The sequence below is a fragment of the Mycolicibacterium gadium genome (assembly GCF_010728925.1).
GTDB lineage: Bacteria > Actinomycetota > Actinomycetes > Mycobacteriales > Mycobacteriaceae > Mycobacterium > Mycobacterium gadium.
Genome location: NZ_AP022608.1, coordinates 4752225 through 4774229, shown reverse-complemented (window position 1 = coordinate 4774229; position 22005 = coordinate 4752225). Strand labels below are relative to the sequence as shown.

General features: G+C 66.8%; 17 protein-coding genes and 1 tRNA gene. 8 read left to right on the top strand and 10 right to left on the bottom strand.

All coding sequences use genetic code 11. The features are described 5' to 3' along the window. Positions 1 to 99 precede the first annotated feature (99 nt). A complete protein-coding gene (locus G6N36_RS23560; protein ID WP_163689205.1) occupies positions 100 to 1020 on the bottom strand; it encodes an IniB N-terminal domain-containing protein in 921 nt (306 codons plus the stop codon). A 257-nt stretch (positions 1021 to 1277) separates the two neighbouring features. After that, positions 1278 to 1823 carry an Rv0340 family IniB-related protein gene (locus G6N36_RS23555; protein WP_163689204.1) on the bottom strand — a complete coding sequence of 182 codons (546 nt, stop codon included), beginning with the start codon at positions 1821 to 1823 and terminating at the stop codon, positions 1278 to 1280. Positions 1824 to 2054: 231 nt separating this feature from the next. Here G6N36_RS23555 and G6N36_RS23550 point away from each other — a divergent pair, with 231 nt between their 5' ends. The 5 genes from G6N36_RS23550 (at position 2055) to G6N36_RS23530 (ending at position 12235) form a co-directional block, all read left to right on the top strand. Beyond that, entirely contained in the window at positions 2055 to 3866 is a 1812-nt protein-coding gene (locus G6N36_RS23550) for an Hsp70 family protein (protein WP_163689203.1), read from the top strand. A gap of 3 nt (positions 3867 to 3869) precedes the next feature. Beyond that, positions 3870 to 6407: an isoniazid response ATPase/transcriptional regulator IniR gene (gene iniR, locus G6N36_RS23545; RefSeq protein WP_163689202.1), complete on the top strand. Its 2538-nt coding sequence runs from the start codon at positions 3870 to 3872 to the stop codon at positions 6405 to 6407. A gap of 215 nt (positions 6408 to 6622) precedes the next feature. Further along, a complete protein-coding gene (locus G6N36_RS23540; protein WP_163689201.1) occupies positions 6623 to 9631 on the top strand; it encodes a (Fe-S)-binding protein in 3009 nt (1002 codons plus the stop codon). 38 nt (positions 9632 to 9669) lie between these two features. After that, positions 9670 to 10944, top strand: a complete 1275-nt coding sequence (locus G6N36_RS23535; RefSeq protein ID WP_163690850.1) for a pyridoxal phosphate-dependent aminotransferase — start codon at positions 9670 to 9672, stop codon at positions 10942 to 10944. A 31-nt stretch (positions 10945 to 10975) separates the two neighbouring features. Continuing rightward, a complete protein-coding gene (locus G6N36_RS23530; protein WP_179964853.1) occupies positions 10976 to 12235 on the top strand; it encodes a YibE/F family protein in 1260 nt (419 codons plus the stop codon). On the opposite strand, the gene rfbA is transcribed toward G6N36_RS23530, so the two are convergent. From rfbA to G6N36_RS23510, 4 genes are read right to left on the bottom strand one after another with little or no spacing between them, the layout of a single operon-like run. After that, positions 12189 to 13052 carry a glucose-1-phosphate thymidylyltransferase RfbA gene (gene rfbA / locus G6N36_RS23525; RefSeq protein WP_163689199.1) on the bottom strand — a complete coding sequence of 288 codons (864 nt, stop codon included), beginning with the start codon at positions 13050 to 13052 and terminating at the stop codon, positions 12189 to 12191. The genes G6N36_RS23530 and rfbA overlap by 47 nt on opposite strands. Next, positions 13052 to 13399: a nuclear transport factor 2 family protein gene (locus G6N36_RS23520; RefSeq protein ID WP_163689198.1), complete on the bottom strand. Its 348-nt coding sequence runs from the start codon at positions 13397 to 13399 to the stop codon at positions 13052 to 13054. Before G6N36_RS23520 ends, rfbA begins: the two co-directional genes overlap by 1 nt. Before the next feature lie 19 nt (positions 13400 to 13418). Next, on the bottom strand, positions 13419 to 14168 hold the full coding sequence (locus tag G6N36_RS23515; RefSeq protein WP_163689197.1) for a maleylpyruvate isomerase family mycothiol-dependent enzyme: 750 nt from the start codon (positions 14166 to 14168) through the stop codon (positions 13419 to 13421). A gap of 1 nt (position 14169) precedes the next feature. Next, positions 14170 to 15495, bottom strand: a complete 1326-nt coding sequence (locus tag G6N36_RS23510; protein WP_163689196.1) for a cytochrome P450 — start codon at positions 15493 to 15495, stop codon at positions 14170 to 14172. Positions 15496 to 15580: 85 nt separating this feature from the next. Here G6N36_RS23510 and G6N36_RS23505 point away from each other — a divergent pair, with 85 nt between their 5' ends. Next, the gene (locus G6N36_RS23505; protein WP_163689195.1) at positions 15581 to 16201 is read left to right on the top strand and encodes a TetR/AcrR family transcriptional regulator; all 621 of its coding nucleotides are present in this window, start codon (positions 15581 to 15583) and stop codon (positions 16199 to 16201) included. Here the strand turns inward: G6N36_RS23505 and G6N36_RS23500 are convergent. The 4 genes from G6N36_RS23500 to dcd form a co-directional block, all read right to left on the bottom strand. After that, positions 16179 to 17528, bottom strand: a complete 1350-nt coding sequence (locus G6N36_RS23500) for a UDP-glucose dehydrogenase family protein (RefSeq protein ID WP_163689194.1) — start codon at positions 17526 to 17528, stop codon at positions 16179 to 16181. The two genes, G6N36_RS23505 and G6N36_RS23500, sit on opposite strands and share 23 nt — an antisense overlap. Before the next feature lie 89 nt (positions 17529 to 17617). Beyond that, positions 17618 to 19189 carry a DUF7159 family protein gene (locus G6N36_RS23495; RefSeq protein WP_163689193.1) on the bottom strand — a complete coding sequence of 524 codons (1572 nt, stop codon included), beginning with the start codon at positions 19187 to 19189 and terminating at the stop codon, positions 17618 to 17620. A gap of 257 nt (positions 19190 to 19446) precedes the next feature. Further along, a complete protein-coding gene (locus tag G6N36_RS23490) occupies positions 19447 to 20763 on the bottom strand; it encodes an ammonium transporter (RefSeq protein ID WP_163689192.1) in 1317 nt (438 codons plus the stop codon). Between the two features lie 114 nt (positions 20764 to 20877). Further along, complete coding sequence (gene dcd, locus G6N36_RS23485) at positions 20878 to 21450, bottom strand: dCTP deaminase (RefSeq protein ID WP_163689191.1); 573 nt, start codon at positions 21448 to 21450, stop codon at positions 20878 to 20880. A gap of 70 nt (positions 21451 to 21520) precedes the next feature. Here dcd and G6N36_RS23480 point away from each other — a divergent pair. Together G6N36_RS23480 and G6N36_RS23475 are read left to right on the top strand one after the other, a co-directional pair. Then, positions 21521 to 21594 (top strand) — tRNA-Gly (locus G6N36_RS23480). A gap of 145 nt (positions 21595 to 21739) precedes the next feature. After that, positions 21740 to 21994 (top strand): hypothetical protein, encoded by a 255-nt coding sequence (locus G6N36_RS23475; protein WP_163689190.1) that lies wholly within the window; start codon positions 21740 to 21742, stop codon positions 21992 to 21994. Positions 21995 to 22005 lie beyond the last annotated feature (11 nt).

The following is a 22005-nucleotide window of genomic DNA, read 5'->3' as shown; positions in this document are numbered from 1 at the left end:
AGTCCTTCTGGTGCCCGGAGACGGCTCAGCACTAACGGTAGATGCGCGAACTGGCGGGGATCGGCTTTCGATCCCCGCCAGTGGCGTTGGTGCTCGTCGTCAGAACAGACCGGCGTCGACCGTGTTGTCCACATCGACGCTGGTGTCGATGCTGCTGTTGACCTGACCCGAGTTGTCGACGGAGCTGTCCACCGAGTTGTCCTGGCCCGAGTTGTCCACCGAGTCGTCGACCGTGGTCTGGTTTCCGCCGACGGTGGTCGTGTCGTTGTCGACGATCACGATGCCGCCGCCGGAACCACCGGCCCCGCCGGACGCGCTGCCGCCGTCGTTACCGATGCCGATCAGGCCACCGCCACCGTCGCCGCCTGCCGCGCCACCGCCGCTGCCACCGCTCATGTCGTTGTCGTTGATGACGGGTCCCTCGTTGTCGGAGATGATGTCCCCGCCGGCGGTCTGGTCGCCACTGTCGTCGATGTCGTTGTCCTCGCCGATGTTGACGTTGGAGTCGTCGATGTCGCCGGTGCTGACGTTCTCGTTGTCGTCACCGACCACATTGCCGTCGCCGTCGACATGGGTCGCGTCGATGTCGCCCGCGGTGCCGGTGTTCACCACACCACCATTGGTGGCAGTGTTGCTGGTCTTGTCGCCGAGGGTGATATCACCGAATTCCAGGTCGAAGTTGCCGACGCCCTGTTGCGAGTCCGCACCCGTCGTGTTGGACATGTTGGTCTCGGGGCTCATGAAACTGGTGTCGTTGTTCGACCACATCTCGGTCTGGCGCTGCGGGGCGAAGGCGATGCCGTGGGTCTGGGCAACGGCCTGCTGCAGCCCGAAGACGGGATCGCCGCCGCCGTGCAGGACGGCGGCCGGCGCCACCGTGGCGGCAACCGCCTGCACCTGAGCGGCGGTCACACTGGACACGTTGGCCGCGGCCATCGAGCGGGCCGGGTCCACGATGAATTCCTGGGCCCGGATCGGATCACGGAAGAGGTCCAGGAGCCAGTCGATTACGTTCGTCATTTCTGTCGTCCTTCGGTCGTGTTGTCGGAAGCTGGTCACACCGGGCTGTCCGGCGAACTGATGACCACGTTAGGGACCAGCCGACTGCCCTGAAACGGGGTCGAAACCCCTGCCTGCCATGAGGCACCTCGGGATGGGTCATGACCCTCCGTTAGGGGATTAGGGGGTTGTTAGGGGGTTGCGCTCACAGCGGGGCGGAAAACAATACTGCGCGGCCGCTTGCGGCCGCGCAGTCGTGGTGGTGAGGGGGTCAGAAGTCAGAAGATGTCGTATCCCGACGGGTCGGAATCCATGTCGGCGACCTCGATGACGGTCTCGCTGAGATGACCGTCGGCCGGCAGGTCGAACACCGGCAGGTCGTCGATGATCGGCTGGTCGAATTGCAGTGACCCGTCACCGGCGCCGACCACCCCGGGGACGTTCGAATCCTCCAGCGCATCCAGTCCGGAGTCCAGCACGTCATCCGAAGAATCGACATAGTCGGTGATGGTCGTCTGCATATCGTCGAAGGCCTGAACAGGCACTTGGGCGTCGAACGCGTCGAACGCCGCCGTCGCGGCGCTGCTCGCCCACACGTTGTCGGCCATGTCGACAGCCATGTCACCAAAGCCCTCGGCCCCCGTGCTGGGCACCGCCGCGCCCAGCGACTCGGTGACAACCGGAATCAGGTTGCTGACGTCGGCAGTGGTCACGTTGGTGAGGTTGGCGTCGAGAATGGCTTGGTCCGGGTTTTCTGCGTAGCGCGCGGCGGCATCGGGATCTCGCACCAGGGACATCACGAAGTCGAGCAGCGAATTGGCCATGAAACACCCTCCTTCCCAATACAGATATAGATGACAGACAGATGGCACGAGCCAGATGGCTTGTCACGATGCTATCCACCGCTGACGCCGCAGAGATCGGTGCGAAACCCACCTCTACACCTGGGGCATTAGGGGCCCCGACATTAGGGGCTTTCGCGCCATAGGGGGATGTGCCGGGTTTCGGGCTGCAGAGCCGCTATCGTGATGTTCGGCCGAAACGCAGAGGAAAAGATGAGCGACTCTCTCGGGTTGTCGATTGGGATGACCAATTTGGTGGCGGCTCGCATGGGCCGTCCCCCGGTGATGCGACGTTCCATGCTCACGGTGTTCGAGGACCGAGCAGCCGAAGTCGGCGTGCCGTCCGAATATTCAGGCGACCCTTCGATCCAGCCGTCGGGAATGGTGCTGACGGGATTCGTCGAGCGCGTGGGCGATCCGGTGCCGTTGGTCGCGGCCGACGGTTCGGCCCACCGCGGTGAGCAGGTACTCGTCGAAGCCCTCGACGCAATGGCACGGACCGTCGGCGGCGGTGCGCCCATCGCGATCGCGGTGCCCGCACACTGGGGTGCCGCGACGGTCGGCGCACTGCGCGGCGCGTTGCGAGGCGCCCCGAGCCTGGCTCCCAACGGTGTCGCGCCGGCGCTGGTCCCGGATTCGGTCGCCGCACTTTCGGCGTTGCAGTCGGCGCCCGGGCTGCCGTCCCGCGGCGTCGTGGTGCTGTGCGATTTCGGCGGCAGCGGTACCAGCGTCACACTGGCCGACGCGGGCGCCAACTACGACACCATCGGTGAGACGGTGCGGTACGCCGACTTCTCCGGCGATCAGATCGATCAGGCGCTGCTGAGCCACGTCGTCGCCGGCATCGCGGAGGCCAGCGACGCCGATCCGGCGAACACGGCGGCCGTCGGTTCACTGGCCCGGCTGCGCAACGACTGCAGGCTGGCCAAGGAGCGGTTGTCCGCCGAGACGGCCACAGCCGTGCATGCCGCATTGCCCGGCTTCGCGTCCGATGTTCGCGTGACACGCACCGAGTTGGAACAACTCATCGCCGAACCGCTCACCGGCCTCCTACGCACGGTTGAAGACACGTTGCAGCGCAACAACATTGCGGTGTCAGACATCTCGGCGGTCGCGACGGTCGGCGGCGGTGCGAACATCCCGCTGGTGACTCAGCAGCTCTCGACGCGGCTACGCGCGCCCGTCGTCACGACGCCGCAATCGCAGCTGAACGTGGCCGCAGGCGCCGCCGTGCTGGCCGAAGGTGCCGACGCCGCAACGGGAATGGCCACCGCAGCGGATGCGCCTACGGGGATGGCCCCGACCGCGGGATGGGTCGCAGGCGCGGCCGGCTTGGGCGCCGCTGGTGCGGCCGCAGCGGGCATGGCCGGCGACGCCGGGGACTCCTCGATGGATTCCTCGACCTTTCGTGCGCTCGCATGGTCGCAGGACGACGTCCCTGCCGGCGGCGGCGAGCCCGTGCCGTACACCGGCGAGGACTACACCTTCGACCCAGCTGCCACCGGGTCGGCGGCCAGGCCGCCGATGGAGTTCAGCCACGAAGAAGAAGGCTTCACCCCCGAGCCGGAACCACTGCCGTGGTACAAGCGTCCGACGATCCTGTTCGGAGCCGCCGCCGCGGCTGTGCTGTTGGCCATTGGCGGTCTCGCGGTCACGTTGACCGGCACGTCCAGCAACACCGGTCCGGTTACCGAGACGGCGACGACCTTCGAGACCGGCCCGTCGCCCGCGGGACCACCCACCTCGCAGACCATCACCGTCACGGGATCCGACGGCCAGCCGAGCACCACCGTTGTGCCGCCTCCCTCGACGACGACCACGACGACAACCACCCCGTCGACGACCTCGTCGACGACCACGACGACAACCACCACCACCACAACCACCACCACGACGACCACACAGCCGACGACGACGCAGCCGACGACCACCCAACCCCCTACCACGACCCAACCGCCGACTACGACCGACGAGCCGATCATCACCACGACACCTGACGTGGTGGTTCCCGACGACGGCACGTGATCCATGCCCAAACCGGCGCCGGAGCACGTCACCGAGATCCCGCCGCCCGCGCGTGACACGATCGCGGCGCTGACGGCAGCGCCGGGCGAACCGGTGAAGCTCCTGGTGGCCGGCGGCATCGGCAGCGGTAAGACGTCGATCCTCGCCGCCGTGCGAAACACATTGCGTACGGCCGGGATTCCGTTACTCACGCGGCCGCCGCGCAGCGGTGACGATCCCGCAGCGGCCATCGTGATCGACGACGCGCATCTGCTCGACGATGTCGAACTCGAACAGCTCGTCGACCGCGTGGCCGATCCCGCTTCGACGGTCGTCGTCGCGACGGAACCCCTCGCGCATCGGCCCGCGCTGCGCGCCTTGGCCACCGCGATCGAACGCGAGAACCCCGTCGTGATGATAGGCGCATTGAGTCCACCTGACGTGACGCGTGCCGCGGCCGAAATACTCAGCGCCACACCGACACCCGAGTTCATTCGTGCGCTCATGGTGTCCACGGCCGGGCTGCCGTTCCTGTTGGGTCCGGCGATCACCGCCGCCTCATCCCTCGAGGGCGAGACGCCGACGTCGGCGATCGCGCAGGCGGCGAGCTTCGCGCTGATCGAACGGCTACGCCGACTCGACGAGCCGGTGCTGGACACCCTGCTGGTCACCTCGCTGAGTCCCGGCCTGGGCCCCGACGACGTCGCGGCGACGCTGCGCATCGGACCCCAGGACGCCCAATTCCTTGTCGACCGCGCCCGCGCGACCGGATTGATCGAGCCGTCGCACAGTCACACCTTCCTGCGTTCCGTGCACCACTGCATCGCACAGATCATCGGTACCGCACGCCACCATGACACCGAGATCGCATTGCTCGTCTCTCAGATCGAATCATCCACGCTGTCAGCCGATCTCGCGTTGCGGCTGGCCGAGCACGGGCTTCGCGACGATCAGCTGGCGAGCGCTCTGGCCAAACTCGCGGCCGAGTGCCAGGGCCAACCCGCAAGGGCGGCAAGACTTTATCGCGCGGCAGCCGACGCAGGGGCGACGAAGCTCAACGCGAGATTGGCGGACGCGCTCGCCCTGACGGGCGACTGTGCGACCGCGGGGCGGATAGCAGACGAGCTGCTCGGGTCCGACGACGCGGCCGAGCGCGCGGCCGCGGTCCGCATCGCGGCCAGCATCGCTGCGCACGATGGCAGCTCCGCGCAGGCCGCCGACATCTTCCGCTGGCTCGGCCCCTATCCGGACGCGTTCGTCGGTTCGGCGGGCGCCATCGTGTCGCTCGCGGTTGGGGATCTGCCCGCAGCCCGGGCGGCGCTCAGCGCCGAGAGCGCGGGCCCGCCGACGTCGACCTCGCGCGCCGCCCGCAGCCTCGCGGAGGGACTCCTGATGTCCCTCGATGCTCCTTACCCTTCGGCGGTCGCACGGCTGGGCCAGTCGATCACCGCCGATCAGGCGCCGACGGGCGTCGCACCCGACACCCCCGCGGCGCTGGTGACGCTCGCCGCCCTGCACGGCGGCGATCCCGTACGGGCCCGCAGCGTGATCGGCCGTGCCGTGCGGACGTCAATGGACGAAAGCCCCGAGAACACAACCTTCGCCGCACGCAGACACCGCCTGTTGTTGGGCTGGGTGCGGATGCTCGACGGCCACCTACAGGCCGCGACGGCCGACGCCGCCGCCGTTGCCGCGAATGCCGATGCGCTGCATCGCCGCGACGCGCTGTGGGCGTCGGCGCTGCAGACGGCGATCGCGCGCCGTAGCGGCGACAGCGGCGCGGTACAGAAGCATTGGTATGCGGCGGCCGAGGTGCTCGCCGAATACTCGATGGACCTGTTCTCCCTGCTGCCGTTGGGCGAGCTATGGGTGGCCGCGGCCCGGCTGCGTCAGATCGACCGGCTGCAGCACACCCTCGACGAGGCGTTCGGCCTGCTGGACTCGCTCGGCAACCCGCTGTTGTGGTCGGTGCCGTTGCGCTGGGCCGGTGTGCACGCGGGGATCCTCGCCAATTCACCGGAGGCGGTGGCGCCGCACGGTCAGGCGTTGACCGCCGCCGCCGCACACAGCCCGTTCGCCAAGGCATTGGCCACCGCGGGCCGCACGTGGCTGCGGGTCCTCGCCAACCATGTAGACACCGACGACGTCGGCGCGGCGGCGCGCGGGCTGTCACAGTTCGGGCTCACCTGGGATGCCACCCGGTTGGCGGGGCAGGCCGCGTTGCACACGCCCGACGGCCGCGTCTCGGGTGCGATGCTGCAGCTGGCTCGCGACCTGAAACAGACCACCGCACTGGATGCTGCGCCGGGCCTCGACACGTCGGCGGCCGTCGACAGCCACCCCGGTCCCACCCGCCCGGCGGCGACGAAACTGTCGGACCGCGAGCGCGAAGTCGCCGAACTCCTGTTGCTCGGCATGCCGTACCGCGACATCGGCACCCAGCTGTTCATCTCAGCGAAGACCGTCGAGCATCACGTCGCCCGAATCCGGCGACGGTTGGGAGCCGAATCGCGTTCGGAGATGTTGTCGATGTTGCGCGCGATGGTCGCACCTCAGGGTTGATCACCTGTGATTCCTGCCACCGATGTCGGCGGCGGTCACGGCGGAAACCGGCAGCCCCGACAGCCATCCGGTGAGTGTGGCGAACCGTAGTTAGGTCAGCCTGCGTAGACCTGAATCCAGCTGTGGTGTAACTATGAGCAGGCATGCAGCGAAAGTTACTGGCGGGTAACATCGGATAAGTTACCCTTGAGTAACTTAAGGACGGGAGGCGCGCGGTGGAAACGCAGATGCTGATCAGGATCATCTCCGTGGTCCTGATGCTCGCCCTCGTCGGTGTCTTCGCATTCAAGCGCGTGCTCTTCCTGACGAATTTGATCCGGTCCGGCGCGAAGACGAGCGTCGAGAACAACCGCAAGGACAACCTCAAGAAGCGCATCACCACGCAGTTCGAGGAGGTCTTCGGGCAAACCCGGCTGCTGAAGTGGTCGATTCCCGGCATGGCCCACTTCTTCACCATGTGGGGTTTCTTCATCCTCGCCACGGTCTACGTCGAGGCGTTCGGACAGGTCGTCGACCACGACTTCCACATCCCGTTCGTTGGCCGTTGGGACGCTCTCGGCTTCCTGCAGGACTTCTTCGCCGTCGCCGTGCTGCTCGGCATCATCACGTTCGCGATCATCCGTATCGTCCGCGAGCCCAAGAAGCACGGGCGCGACTCGCGTTTCTACGGTTCGCACACCGGCGGCGCCTGGCTGATCCTGTTCATGATCTTCAACGTCATCTGGACCTACGCGCTGGTCCGTGGCGCCGGCGCCAACACCGGAGCCCTGCCCTACGGCAACGGCGCGTTCTTCTCACAGTTCATGGGCTGGATCCTGCATCCGCTCGGCGAATCCGCCAACGAGTGGATCGAGACGCTGGCGCTGATCGGGCACATCGCGGTCATGCTGGTCTTCCTGCTGATCGTCCTGCACTCCAAGCACCTCCACATCGGCCTGGCGCCGGTCAACGTCACGTTCAAGCGGATGCCCAACGGGTTGGGTCCGCTGCTGCCCGTCGAGTACGACGGCGAGCGGGTCGACTTCGAGGATCCCGCCGAGGACGCCATCCTGGGGCGCGGCAAGATCGAGGACTTCACGTGGAAGGCCTACCTCGATATGACCACGTGCACCGAGTGTGGACGCTGTCAGTCGCAGTGCCCCGCGTGGAACACCGGCAAGCCGCTGTCCCCCAAGCTCGTGATCATGAACCTTCGCGATCACCTGTTCGCGAAAGCGCCGTACATCCTCGGCGACAAGGAGTCGCCGCTGGAGAACACCTCCGAGGGTGGCGTCGGTGAGGACCTCGGCGGCGAGAAACACGACGAAGAGCACCACGTTCCGGAATCGGGCTTCGAACGAATCATGGGTTCGGGTCCCGAGCAGGCCACCCGGCCACTGGTCGGCACACTCGAACAGGGCGGCGTGATCGACCCCGACGTGTTGTGGTCGTGCACCACGTGCGGCGCCTGCGTCGAGCAGTGCCCGGTCGACATCGAGCACATCGACCACATCGTCGATATGCGCCGGTACCAGGTGATGATGGAGTCCGAGTTCCCCGGCGAACTCGGCGTGCTGTTCAAAAACCTTGAGAACAAAGGCAATCCGTGGGGCCAGAACTCCAAGGACCGCACCAACTGGATCGACGAGGTCGACTTCGATGTGCCCGTCTACGGCAAGGACGTCGAGTCCTTCGAGGGCTACGAGTACTTGTTCTGGGTCGGTTGCGCGGGCGCATACGAGGATCGCGCCAAGAAGACCACCAAGGCGGTCGCCGAACTGCTCGCGACCGCGGGCGTGAAGTACCTGGTGCTCGGCGAGGGCGAGACGTGCAACGGCGACTCGGCCCGGCGCTCGGGTAACGAGTTCCTGTTCCAGCAGCTGGCCGCGCAGAACGTCGAGACGCTCAACGAGCTCTTCACCGGTGTCGAGCGGGTGGACCGCAAGGTCGTCGTGACATGCCCGCACTGCTTCAACACGCTGGGCCGCGAGTATCCGCAAGTGGGCGGTAATTACACCGTGCTGCACCACACCCAGCTGCTGAACCGGCTGATCCGTGACAAGAAACTGGTCCCGGTGAAGCCCGCCGACGGTGGGGTCGATGTCACCTACCACGACCCCTGCTACCTCGGCAGGCACAACAAGGTCTACGAGGCGCCGCGCGAGCTCATCGGGGCGTCCGGCGCCAAGCTCACCGAGATGCCGCGGCACGCCGACCGTGGCCTGTGCTGCGGCGCGGGCGGTGCCCGGATGTGGATGGAAGAGCACATCGGCAAGCGCGTCAACGTGGAACGCACCGAAGAGGCGATGGATACCGCGTCGACGATCGCGACCGGTTGCCCGTTCTGCCGCGTGATGATCACCGACGGTGTGGACGACGTCGCCGCGACCAGGGATGTCCCCAAGGCCGAAGTGAAGGACGTGGCACAGCTGCTGCTGGAGTCGCTGGACACGAGCGCGGTGACGCTGCCGGAGAAGGGCACCGCGGCCAGAGAAGCAGAAAAAGCAGCCGAGCAGCGCGCCGCGCAGGTCGAGGCCGAGGCGACCGAAGTCGAGGAAGAGACCGAAGCAGAGGTCGAGGAAGCGGCTCCGACCGAGGCCAAGGCGTCCAGCGCGACTGCGGACACCAAGCCCGTCACGGGACTGGGTATCGCCGGGGGCGCCAAGCGTCCCGGTGCCAAGAAGGCGGCTGCCGCTCCCGCCGGCGACAAGCCCGCCGAAGACAAGCCCGCCGCGTCAGCACCGGTCAAGGGCCTGGGCATCGCCGGGGGCGCCAAACGTCCCGGCGCCAAGAAGACCGCCGCGGCTGCCCCTGCGGAAGCCCCCGCGGCCGAAGCCGAAGCACCGGCGAAGCCTGAACCCGAGGTCAAGGGCCTGGGCATCGCCGCCGGTGCGCGCCGCCCGGGAGCCAAGAAAACCGCGGCCCCCGCAAATGCTGAAGCGGCGCCGCAGGCCGAAGGTGCGCCACCTGCCCAAGCCCAGGCACCCACCGAAGCCGAAGCACCGGCGAAGCCTGAACCCGAGGTCAAGGGCCTGGGCATCGCCGCCGGTGCGCGCCGCCCCGGCGCAAAGAAGGCAGCACCCGCGGCTCCTGCGAAACCTGCTGCGCCACAGCCGGATAAAGCGGCCAACGGCGAATCCAGCGCTGCGCCCGAGCCTTCTGCGGACGACAACGGCGAAGCGCCTGCCGCGCCGGTGAAGGGTCTGGGTATCGCGAAGGGTGCGCGTCCGCCCGGCAAGCGCTGACCAGCGTTTTTCGATATTCGCTGGACGGCAATGAGAGCATTAAGGACGTGACCACGCACCACGTGCCGTTTCATGCCGCCGGGCAGCATCCGCGGCCGCGCATGTTCACGCAGTCATCCAAGCTGCAGGACGTGCTGTACGAGATCCGTGGCCCCGTGCACGAACACGCGTCACGGCTGGAGGCCGAGGGTCACCGCATCCTCAAACTCAACATCGGCAACCCGGCCCCGTTCGGCTTCGAGGCGCCCGACGTGATCATGCGCGACATGATCCAGGCGCTGCCGTACGCGCAGGGGTACTCCGACTCGAAGGGCATCCAGGCGGCCCGCCGCGCGGTGTTCACCCGCTACGAATTGGTGGAGGGATTCCCCCGATTCGACGTCGACGACGTCTACCTCGGCAACGGGGTTTCCGAACTGATCACGATGACGCTTCAGGCGCTGCTGGACAACGGCGACCAGGTGCTCATACCCGCGCCGGACTATCCCCTGTGGACCGCGTCGACCTCGCTGGCCGGTGGCACGCCGGTGCACTACCTGTGCGACGAGACCCAGGGCTGGCAGCCCGACATCGCCGATCTCGAAGCGAAGATCACCGACCGCACCAAAGCGCTCGTCGTGATCAACCCGAACAACCCCACCGGTGCGGTGTACGGCACCGAGATCCTCGAGCAGATGGTCGAATTGGCGCGCAAGCATCAACTGCTGCTGCTCGCCGACGAGATCTACGACAAGATCCTCTACGACGATGCCGAGCACATCAGCCTCGCGACGCTGGCGCCGGATCTGCTGACACTGACGTTCAACGGTTTGTCCAAGGCCTACCGAGTTGCCGGTTATCGCTCCGGCTGGCTGGTGATCACCGGGCCCAAAGAACACGCGAGCAGCTTCCTGGAGGGCATCAGCCTGCTGGCCAATATGCGGCTGTGCCCGAATGTGCCCGCGCAGTACGCGATTCAGGTCGCGCTGGGCGGACATCAGAGCATCGAGGATCTGGTGCTGCCCGGCGGGCGGCTACTGGAGCAGCGCGACATCGCGTGGACGAAGCTCAACGAGATCCCCGGGGTGTCGTGCGTGAAACCGCAAGGCGCGCTGTACGCCTTCCCGCGGTTGGATCCAGAGGTGTACGACATCGTCGACGACGAGCAACTGGTCCTCGATCTGCTGCTGCAGGAGAAGATTCTGGTCACCCAGGGCACCGGCTTCAATTGGCCGACACCCGACCACCTGCGCATCGTGACGCTGCCCTGGGCCCGCGATCTGGCCAACGCCATCGAGCGGCTGGGCAACTTCCTCGTCAGCTACCGGCAATAACGATCTCGAAACAACCTCTACCCTGTTGCGGGTGACGCACTCGCACGCCCATTCACATTCCCTGAGCGGACCCTCGCCGCTGGGGCCGCTGGCCGCCAGGGTCGTCGTCGGACTGCTGATCGCGATCGGCGTCGTGACGCTGGCCGGGGCCGCCTGGCTCTGGCCGAGCCAGCAGAAGGTCGACATCCCGCTGCCGTTCCAGAACGCCGAGGGCGGCGCCGTCACCACCGAGGCCGGCCATGTGGTGTCCAGCACCGAGGCCACCTGCGGCTACCAGGCGGTGGGTGGCGTGCTGACGGCCCCGCCGCCGCCGGCCGACGGCGGGGGCGCCCGCTGCGTGCGGGCGTTCATCGCGATCGACTCGGGACCGAACGCGGGCGCCAACACCTTGCTCGAGTTCGGCGGCGGGGCCGGCCAGCCACAGCTCGCGGTCGGCGACCAGATTCGGATCACCCGCCAGGTCGACCCGACCGGCGTCACGACCTACTCGTTCTACGACTACGAGCGGTCATGGCCGTTGCTCGGGCTGGCCGTCGCGTTCGCGGTGGTGGTCGTCGCGGTCGCCCGCTGGCGCGGACTACGCGCGCTGATCGGCATCGTCGTGGCGTTCCTGGTGCTGGTCGCTTTCATGCTGCCCGCCCTGCGCGACGGGGCCGCCGCCATCCCAGTCGCGTTAGTGGCGTCGTCGGTGATCCTCTACGCGGTGATCTACCTGGCGCATGGCGTCAGCCTTCGCACCAGCGCGGCTCTGCTCGGCACCCTGGCGTCGCTGTTGGTGGCCGCCGTATTATCCTGGGCCGCAATCGAGTTGACTCATCTGACCGGGCTCTCCGAAGAGGAGAACAACGCGGTCGCGACATACCTGGGCAACGTGTCGATCACCGGGCTGTTGCTGGCCGGATTCATCGTCGGTTCGCTCGGCGTGCTCAACGACGTCACCGTCACACAGGCGTCGACGGCGTTCGAGTTGGCTGCGCTGGAGGGCACTTCACGCCGGGCGGTGTTCGTCGGCGCCATGCGGGTGGGACGTGACCACATCGCCAGCACCGTCTACACACTGGTGCTGGCCTACGCGGGTAGCGCGCTGCCGCTGCTGCTGTTGTTCAGCGTCGCGAACCGCTCGTTGGGTGACGTGCTGACCAGCGAGAGCGTGGCCATCGAGATCGCACGGTCCGCGGTAGGTGGCATCGCTCTGGCACTGTCGGTGCCGCTGACTACGGCGATCGCCGCGGTACTCGCGACGCCTAGCGCTCCAACAGCCCCAGCAGGTACCGGCCATAGCCGGACTTGAGCAGAGTTTTTGCGCGCGTGGCCAACTGCTCGTCGTCGATGAAGCCGACCTGCCAGGCGACTTCCTCGGGGACGCTGATCTTCAACCCCTGCCTGCGCTCGATCGTGCGCACGTAGTCGCTGGCATCGAGCAGCGAGTCGAAGGTCCCGGTGTCCAGCCACGCGGTACCTCGGGCAAGCACCTCGACCGACAGCCGGCCCTGGTTCAGGTACGTCTGGTTGATGTCGGTGACCTCGTATTCGCCTCGCGCCGAAGGCTTCAGCCCGCGCGCGATCTCGATGACGTCGTTGTCATAGAAGTACAACCCCGGCACCGCGTAATGCGACTTCGGCGTCTCGGGCTTCTCCTCCAACGAAAGCGCAAGGCCGTCGTCGCTGAACTCGACCACGCCGTATGCGGACGGGTTGGCGACCCAGTACGCGAAAATCGCACCGCCGCTGACCTCCTGGAATCGGCTGAGGCTGGTGCCCAGGCGCGGTCCGTAGAAGATGTTGTCCCCCAGCACCAGTGCCACCGAATCATTTCCGATGTGGCCGGCGCCGATCACGAACGCCTGCGCCAGGCCGTCGGGCTTCTCCTGCACGGCGTAGGTGAGGTTGATGCCGAATTGTGAACCGTCACCGAGCAATCGGTGAAATGCCGGTGCGTCATCGGCGGTGGTGATGATCTGGATGTCGCGGATGCCCGCCATCATCAAGGTGGACAGCGGGTAGTAGATCATCGGCTTGTCGTACACCGGCACCAGCTGCTTGCTCACACCCATCGTGATCGGGTACAGCCGCGTCCCCGACCCTCCAGCCAGAATGATCCCCCGCATCAGCCCGCCAGATCCCGTTCGCTCAGCTCGGTGGCGGCCAGCGCCGACGCAAGATCGTCGTGCCGGAACACCGACGTGACGTGGTCGTGCACGACACGGAACGCCGCCGCCCTTCCGTCTTCCTCCTCGGCGACGACGACACCGTCGCGGACGTACATCCGGCCGGGAACGGCCGCCGAGGTGGCCAGGGAACTCGCCCACTCGCGCAGCGCGGCGTGTCCCTGTCCCGCGCCGCTCGCGTCGCCGAACTCGATGTCGTCGCTGGAAACCTGGATGAGGGTGTCGAGGTCCTGCTCGTTGAGCGCGTCATGCCAAGCAAGGACGGTCGCGATCTCCGAAGTGGTCATGGTCGTGAAAATACGCCAATCAGAACGGTGTGCGTTGCAGCCATGCGTCCCACATCGCCTCGTCCCCGAAAACCTCGATGTCGAGCTCCGGCGCCTGGCGTCGCCGCATGATCGCCAGCAGCAGGTCTCTGACCGGGCCGCGCAGCGCGACGTCGCCCTTGCCGTGATCGTGGGACCAGGACAAACCGTGCTCGTCGTTGCCGATCGTCCACTCACCCGTCGGCCCGAGGTCCGACTCGGTGGCGTGCAGATGCAGCGTGCGCCCTCGGTCGACCGGTGGTGCGTGTTTGTCGGCTTGTACGACCGTGAGCTCGATCCATTCGCTGATCGCGTCGGCCGCCAGCTCCGGTGCCGGGTCGAAGTCGGCGCCTGACGCGAGCGCGGCGTCGGCGAAATGCACGAGGACCTCGTGCAGCCGCCTGCGGATCCAGAACCCGGCGGGCCGCGGGCCAAGAAACGTCCATACGCGGGCATCGGAGCCGACCTGGTCGACGGCGGTGAGGAGCTGTTGCACACCGCCGTTGAGCCAGTCGATGGCGGCGTCCGGATCCTCGGGCGGTCGACCGTCGCGTACATCGCGCGGGTTCAGCGGCTGGCTGCGGCGCTCGGCGACGATCTGCGCGGCCCAACGATTTCCGCGCCCGACGTGGCGGAACAACTGGTTGAGTGTCCAGTCCGGACACGTCGGTACTGGTGTTGAAGGGTCTGCGTCGCGAATCAGTTCGCCGAATGCCTGGGTCTGATCGAGCAGGGCGGCTCGGAAGTCCACGTCACGAACTTACAGCGGTGCGCGCCTCACCAAGCGAGATCGGGAGCGACGACCATCCGCGCAGTACGCGCGTCTGCCGACGGCTGCCCTCACCGGCCAGCCGCGCATCCGGGAACCGCTCGAAGAAGGTCTTCAGCCCGACCTCACCTTCGGCGCGCGCCAGCGCCGCACCGAGACAGAAGTGCCGCCCGCCGGAGAACGACAGGTGCTTCCCCGCGTTGTCGCGTTCGATGTCGAACCGATGCGGATCGTCGAAGACGTTGGGATCCCGATTGGCGCCGGCGAGGTACAGGATCACGCCCTCGTTGCGCTTCACCAGGGCGCCCTCGACCTCGATGTCCCTCATCGCGATCCGGGCACTGAGTTGCACCGGCGAATCCAGCCGCAGCACCTCCTCGACCGCCGTCGGCCACAGCTCGGGACGCTCGGCCAACGTGTCGAGATGCTGCGGACTGTCCACCAGCATCCGAATTCCGTTGCCCAGCAGGTTGACCGTCGTCTCGAAGCCTGCCGCGAGCACCAGCCCCGCGGTCGCGAGCAACTCCTGATGGGTCAGCGGTCCGCCTTCGGCGTCCTGGGACGCCACGATGATCTGGCTCATCAGGTCGTCGCCGGGGTTTCGGCTCAACTCGCGCAGATGATTGGACAGCCAGTCGTTGAAGCCCCTGATACCGCGGTAGACCGTCTTGTACTGGGTCCACGTCAGACCGATGTCGAGGCTCGGCGCACCGAGTTCACCGAACTCGAGGATGCGGGGCCTGGCGTCGTCGGGCACCCCGAGGATGTCGCCGATCACCGTGACGGGGAGTTGCGAGCAGTATCGATCGACGATGTCGACGGTGCCCGCGTCGGTGAGGTCGTCGAGTAGGGCGTTCGCCGACTCCTGAACGCGGTCGCGCAATGCCGCGACCGCGCGGACGGTGAAGACCGATGACACGAGCTTGCGGTAACGCGTGTGCTGCGGCGGCTCCACCGACAGCATCGACGGCGGCTGAATCGGATGCAGCAGATCGGATCTCGTGCGGTCGGCGACCCACTGCATCGGTTTGGGCAGATTCGACCCCAGGGCGAAGACGTGGAAGTCGTCGGAGCGCAGTAGGTCGTTGACGACCTTGTGGTCGACGGTCATGTAGAGCCCGCGACACCGAACGAGCGGGCCACGCGCGCGCAGCTCCTCGATGAATCCGATCGGGTTCGACCGCACCGTGGGATCGGCGAGTAGCCGTCCGCGCGGATCACCCCGACGGGCGACGACCTTGGCGAAGCCCCGGATCAGGCCGTGTACCGAGAGCCAGTGAATCCACTGCTTGATCGTGGTCTGAGCCATGAGCCTCCGCTCCGTCGACCGCCCACACGGTTTACCGAATTGTGGTTCGGTTATGGAACCGGAGCCTACCGAATTATCATTCGGTATGGCAAGGAAGCGGATACCCGCCGAAGAACGCCGGGCCCGCATCCTCGACGCGGCCGTCGAGGTCTTCGCCGAGCACGGGTATACGGCCGCCAAGATGTCGGACATCGCCGCGCGGGCAGGCGTCGTTCCGTCCGTGCTCTACGACCACTTCGGCTCGAAACGCGACCTGCACGTGACGCTCCTGCTGGCGCACGCCGAGCAGCTGCGGGAGCGGTCACTGCGTCGCCTCGAAGGCGCGACGGTCGAAGAGCTGGTGCGCGCCAGCATCGCGAACTACTTCGCGTTCGTCGAGGAGGATCCGTTCATCTGGCGCGTCTTCCATCAGGATGTGCCCGCCGACCCCGAGATCGCCGAAGTGCGGCAGGAGTTGGCCGACCTCGGCACCGCCGGTATCGCCGATCTGATCCGATTCGGAGCGGGCGATTCAAAACCGGTGAAGGGCATCACCGTTGACGAGGCGGCGTGGATACTGGCCAGGGCCACCCAAGCGGCATGTCACGGAGTCGCCAGCTGGTGGTACGAGAATCGCGACGTGCCGCGCGAGCGGGTCGTGGAACTCGTGTTCATGCTGTTGTGGCAGGGCTTCGACGGAATGCTCAAACAAGCGACGGCGGAGTGACCGCGCGCGGGCTCTTACCCAGGCAGTACACGTGCCAGCCCGCGGCCGACCACCGCTCGGCATCGAGGCAATTGCGCCCGTCCACAACGACTTTGGCTCGTACGGTATCGGCTAACTCGGCGGGATCGAGATCGACGAACTCGCGCCACTCGGTCAACACCAGCACGGCGTCGGCGCGTTCACATGCCTCTACCACCGACGTGGAGTAGTTCAGTGTCGGAAACAGACGCTGCGAGTTCTCGATCGCCTTGGGGTCGTACACATTGACGGTGGCGCCGTTGAGTTGCAGCATTCCCGCGACGTTCAGTGCCGGTGAGTCGCGCACGTCATCGGACTCGGGCTTGAACGCCGCGCCGAGCACCGCGACGTTCGCGCCGAGTAGTGAACCACCACACGCGGTTGTCGCCAGCTCCACCATCCTGGTCCGACGGCGCATGTTGATGCTGTCCACCTCCCGAAGGAACGTCAGCGCGTGATTGGCCCCGAGCTCACCGGCGCGGGCCATGAACGCGCGGATGTCCTTGGGCAGGCAGCCGCCGCCGAATCCGAGACCCGCGTTGAGGAATCGGCGCCCGATCCGGGAGTCGTGACCCAGCGCGTCGGCCAGCACCGTGACGTCGGCATCGACCGCCTCACACACCTCCGAGATCGCATTGATGAAGGAGATCTTCGTGGCGAGGAACGCGTTTGCCGACACCTTGACCAGCTCTGCGGTCTGCAGGTCGGTGACCAGGAACGGCACGTCCCCGTCCAGCAGCGGCGCATACAGTTCACGCACGGCGGATTCGGCGCTGACCGAATTCTTCGGCACGCCAAGGACAATCCGGCCGGGATGCAGCGTGTCGTGCACGGCGAAGCCTTCACGGAGGAATTCAGGATTCCACGCCACCTCGACGTCGATGCCCGCCGGCGCCAATGCCCGCGCCCGTTCGGCGAGCTCAGCGGCGGTGCCTACTGGGACCGTGGACTTACCGACGATGACCGCTGATCTAGTCAGGCGCGGCACGAGCGTGTCGATGACGGCGTGCACATGCCGTAGATCCGCGCCGTATTCGCCCTTCTTCTGCGGAGTCCCGACGCCGAGGAAGTGGACGTCGGCGAAGTCAGCGGCAGCGTCGTAGTCGGTGGTGAAGCGCAATCGACCCGCAGCGATGTTGGCGGCCAACATGTTTCGCAGGCCGGGTTCGTAGAACGGAATGTCGCCGGAGGCGAGCTTGGCGATCTTCCCGGGGTCGATGTCGACACCGATCACGTCGTGCCCGATTTCGGCCATGCCGGCGGCGTGAGTCGCTCCGAGATAGCCCGTGCCGAATACTGCGCATCGCATACCACCTCTTTAGGCAGCCCCGATGAGCTAACTGCTACGCGACACTTAGCAACACACCAACGCTGGGTTACGAGTGAACGCGGCCGGCCTCAGCTGCAGAAGATCAGGAAGCAGTTGTTTCCGCCACCACCGCCGCCACGGCCGGACGAACCCGATCCCGGGTATTGAGATCCCGGGTATTGAGAACCACCGCGCGAATTGGAGCCGTTATCCGAGCCGCTCCGTGACGGCGACTGCGGGTACTGCTGCTGCGGGTACTGCGACTCCTGCGGGTACTGCTGCTGCGGCGGCGTCTCGGGCTCGTCGTTGTCCCACTGCGGGCTCCAAGGCGGAGTCCACGGCTTCGGCTGCACATACGTCGGGCGCCACGGCGGCGTCCACGGCCGGTAGTACGGCGGTGGGTTGTAGACCGGCGGCGGCGTGTAGACCGGCGCCGGCGCCGGCGCGGGAACCGGAGCCGCGGGCGCCGGAGGCGGTGCCGCAGGTGCCGGGGGCGGTGCCGCGGGTGCCGGCGCCTCGACGTACACGGTCCGCGGAGGTGCCTGCGGCACCTGCTGCGCCACGGGCACCGGAGGCTTGATGGTTTGCGCCGCCGGCGGCGGCGGCGGGGGCGCCTCGACCGGCTTCGCCACCGGAGGGGGCGCGGGAGCCGGTGCGGCGGGTACGACCGTGGTCGGAACCAGCGCGTTCTGACCGGGACTCGGCCGCTGGTCGGCCGTCGGACGGATGCTCACCGCCAAGGAAATGACCAGCGCCACAACGCCGACGACGAAGATGGACGTCAGCGCACTGCCGACCAGCAGGAACGGCTTGCGCTCGGGCTCGGCCAGCTGCATGTCGGTCTGGGGGTCATAGTCATCAAGGGCCGCCCCATCGGAGCCGACCGCCCGCAGCTGCGTCTCCGCATTGGCGAGGCCGGCGAGGACCGAGCCTGCGGTGGTGCCGTCGGGGTCCAGCGAGTAGGCCAGGCCGACGGTGGAGGATTCCATGGCCGGCGCGTTGGCGGCGGCCAGGGCCGCACCGCGAGCGAGGGCGAGTTCGGGTTCGTCCGGCGCGCTGACCGGGAGGCTGACCAGGTGCCGGAGGTGTTCCTTGACCGAGGAGACGTCGACGCCGGAGCCGACGACGAACATGCCCTGCGGTGGCGAATCCTGCGCGTCGACGGCGGCAGCCATCTCGGACAGCACTCCCATCGCGTCCTCGCTGTGCAGACTGCTGCTCAGCACCTTCACGACCGAGCCATCGTCGGTCTGGACGACCGACAGCGTGGCGCTGTCACGGTCGATGAACAGCAGTGCGGTGGTCGCGTATCCAACGGCGCGGCCCGCGGCCTGCGCCAGCGACGCCGCGGCGTGGCTCGCGGACACCAGCATCACGTCGTCCAGGCCCTTGGCGGCCAGCGCATCGCGCAGTGCCGCGCCCTCGCTGTGGTCGCTCCAGGTCACACCGATCGCCTTGAGGTGGTGGCCGCCGGTTGCCGCGCTCTCCTGGGTGCCCAGCACCGCTTCGACGACCTGATCGGCCGCCGAGTTAGCCGAGCCTTCCTCAGAAGCGACGTCGAACGAGTCGTGGTCGACGGTTACACCGTCGCCCTTTTCCCCTTCGACCAGCACCATGCGGACCGTCGTAGGTGTCGTCGACACACCCAATACGATGTCCACTTACTCCTCCAAATAAGTTTGCTATCCGTAAAGTTCTCTGATTGGCCCCGCATTCCGCACGTGCCGACCACTAGTACTTCATCGACTTGATCTGCAGGTGCGTTACATCCCGAAACGCATTTGCTGACAGCGATCGAGTCGTGGCCGGATCCATGGCAGCTCCGGCGCCCCGACGACGCCGGTATCACGACCCTACTCGGGTCAACGGCCGGATGCGCTAGGCCGTTCAATCGGTAAGAAAGATGTCTTGGGATACGTCAGTCCGCGCTGTCGTCCGCGGTCTCGGTGCGCTGTCCCAAAACGCCAGGACCGCCTGGGGTCGGCCGGCGCCCCGGCTGGTGCCCATGCACGCCCTCGGCATACGCGGTCTCGGCGTGCTGGGTGAAGTCGACGCCCGTCGTCTCGTCCTCGGGGCTGACGCGGAACCCGAGGATGCGATCGATGATCTTGGCCAGCGCGTACGAGACGGTGAATGCATAGAGGGTCACCACCAGGGCGGCGAGGGCCTGCTTGCCCAGCTGGGTGATTCCGCCGCCGTAGAACAGGCCCTCGGGGCCGGCGGTCATCACCTCTGCGGCCAGGAAGCCGATCAGCAGCACACCGACGAGTCCGCCGACGTAGTGCACCCCGACGACGTCGAGCGAGTCGTCGTAGCCCAACCGGAACTTCAGGCCGACCGCATACGAGCAGATGATGCCCGCGGCCAGACCCACGACGATGGCACCGAGCGTGTTGACCGTCCCGCACGACGGTGTGATCGCGACCAGGCCGGCGACCACACCCGAGGCGGCGCCGAAGGTCGTCGGCTTACCGTCGCGGAACCGCTCGACCGTGATCCAGCCGAGCATGCCGAGGCAGCCCGCGACCAACGTGTTGAGGAAGACCGCCGCCGCGGTGCCGTTGGCCGCCAGTGCCGAGCCGGCGTTGAACCCGAACCAGCCGAACCACAGCAGGCCCGCACCGAGCAGGACGAAGGGCAGGTTGTGCGGGCGCATCGCGTCCTTTTTGAAGCCGATGCGGGGTCCCAGTACCAGTGCCAGCGCCAACGCCGAAGCACCGGAGACGATTTCGACGACCAGACCGCCGGCGTAGTCGAGTACGCCGAGGTTGAAGAGCCAGCCGTCGGGGCCCCAGACCCAATGCGCCACCACGGCGTACACGGCGACGGTCCACAGCGGAACGAAGACCACCCACGCCGAGAACCGGGCACGGTCGGCGATGGCGCCGCTGACGAGGGCTGCGGTGACGATCGCGAAGGTGAGTTGGAAAGTGGCGAAAAGGAGTTCGGGCACCGACCCGCGGACGGTCGTCGGATCGATACCGAGCATGCCGAAGTGCGAGAGGTTTCCGATCAGCCCGCCGCCCGCGTCCTCGGAGAACGCGACCGTGTAGCCCAGCAGCAGCCAGGCGACCGTGCACGCCGGGATCGAGATGAAGCACATCATGATCATGTTGAGCACGCCGGTGGTGCGGACCATGCCGCCGTAGAAGATGGCCAGGCCAGGGGTCATCAGCAGGACCATCGCGGTGGCGGCCAGCAGCCATGCGGTGGCGGCGGGATCGATCTCGGACACGTCAGCTCCTTCGGCGAAGTTCGGAGAAGCATTTCGGCCCTAAGTTTCAGCCGCGCGGCAAAAGTGTTTCCGGCATGTTTCGTGTTTCGCCGCAGTTACCGAAAGCTCACCGGCTCAGGTGGACTTGATGAAGTTCTGATAGGAGCGTGACGGGGTCGGGCCGCGCTGCCCCTGATACTTGGAGCCGGCCTGCGAGCTGCCGTAGGGATGCTCGGCGGGGCTGGTCAGCCGCAGCAGGCAGAGCTGGCCGATCTTCATGCCGGTCCACAGGGTGATCGGCAGGTTCGCGACGTTGGACAGTTCCAGCGTGATGTGGCCGGTGAAGCCGGGGTCGATGAACCCGGCCGTCGAGTGGGTCAGCAGTCCGAGGCGACCGAGCGAGGATTTGCCTTCCAGGCGGCCGGCGAGGTCGTCGGGCAGGGAGCAGCGCTCGAGCGTCGAGCCGAGGACGAACTCGCCGGGATGCAGTACGAACGGCTCGCCCTCCTTCGGTTCGACCAGGGTGGTGAGATCGTCCTGGCGGATCGCCGGGTCGATGTGGGTGTAGCGGGTGTTGTTGAACACCCGGAACAGGTTGTCCAACCGGACGTCGACGCTCGACGGCTGAATCAGGCTTTCCTCGAAGGGGTCGATGCCCAACCGTCCGGCGGCGATTTCGGCCCTGATGTCGCGATCGGAGAGCAGCACGCGACGAGCGTAGCGGCTCGAGTGTTAGCCTTCGTGATCACTGGCAGAGCTAGCCAAGCCAGCCAGACAAGCCGATGTAGTTCAATGGCAGAACATCAGCTTCCCAAGCTGAATACGCGGGTTCGATTCCCGTCATCGGCTCCATTGTTGGGCAGGGCTATTTTTCCCATGCGTCAATTTCTGCTCCACGGCTCCGCCAACGGAGATAGGGTCGACTCAGCCTCGCGGGTGGAGCACATCAACCCATGCCGGCGCTCTTCCTGCCGAGACTCTGGACAGGAGGTGGGAAATGTTCGATCCGGAAAGGCTTGCCCGAAGACTTGTCGGCGCAGCCGTCCTCGGTGTTGCGTTCGCCGCCGCACCCGTAATGGCAGCACTGACCAATACTCCGGCGCAGGTGGTCGCCGAACCCTCATGTGTCGGAAGCGAATCCATCGTTGACGGCACGCCAACCTGCGTGCCCGCGCCCGTACCGCCGGAGGCGCCCACGGCTGGGCCCGGCGCCCCAGTGGACACCCAGCGCGACGACGGCGGACATCACTGAGTCCGATACTC

Excerpts from the sequence above, each read along its gene's own strand:
- G6N36_RS23560 (WP_163689205.1), bottom strand. The coding sequence starts at position 1,020 with ATGACGAACGTAATCGACTGGCTCCTGGACCTCTTCCGTGATCCGATC.
- G6N36_RS23555 (WP_163689204.1), bottom strand. The coding sequence starts at position 1,823 with ATGGCCAATTCGCTGCTCGACTTCGTGATGTCCCTGGTGCGAGATCCC.
- G6N36_RS23550 (WP_163689203.1), top strand. The coding sequence starts at position 2,055 with ATGAGCGACTCTCTCGGGTTGTCGATTGGGATGACCAATTTGGTGGCG.
- iniR (WP_163689202.1), top strand. The coding sequence starts at position 3,870 with ATGCCCAAACCGGCGCCGGAGCACGTCACCGAGATCCCGCCGCCCGCG.
- rfbA (WP_163689199.1), bottom strand. The coding sequence starts at position 13,052 with ATGCGGGGGATCATTCTGGCTGGAGGGTCGGGGACGCGGCTGTACCCG.
- G6N36_RS23520 (WP_163689198.1), bottom strand. The coding sequence starts at position 13,399 with ATGACCACTTCGGAGATCGCGACCGTCCTTGCTTGGCATGACGCGCTC.
- G6N36_RS23510 (WP_163689196.1), bottom strand. The coding sequence starts at position 15,495 with ATGGCTCAGACCACGATCAAGCAGTGGATTCACTGGCTCTCGGTACAC.
- G6N36_RS23505 (WP_163689195.1), top strand. The coding sequence starts at position 15,581 with ATGGCAAGGAAGCGGATACCCGCCGAAGAACGCCGGGCCCGCATCCTC.
- G6N36_RS23500 (WP_163689194.1), bottom strand. The coding sequence starts at position 17,528 with ATGCGATGCGCAGTATTCGGCACGGGCTATCTCGGAGCGACTCACGCC.
- G6N36_RS23475 (WP_163689190.1), top strand. The coding sequence starts at position 21,740 with ATGTTCGATCCGGAAAGGCTTGCCCGAAGACTTGTCGGCGCAGCCGTC.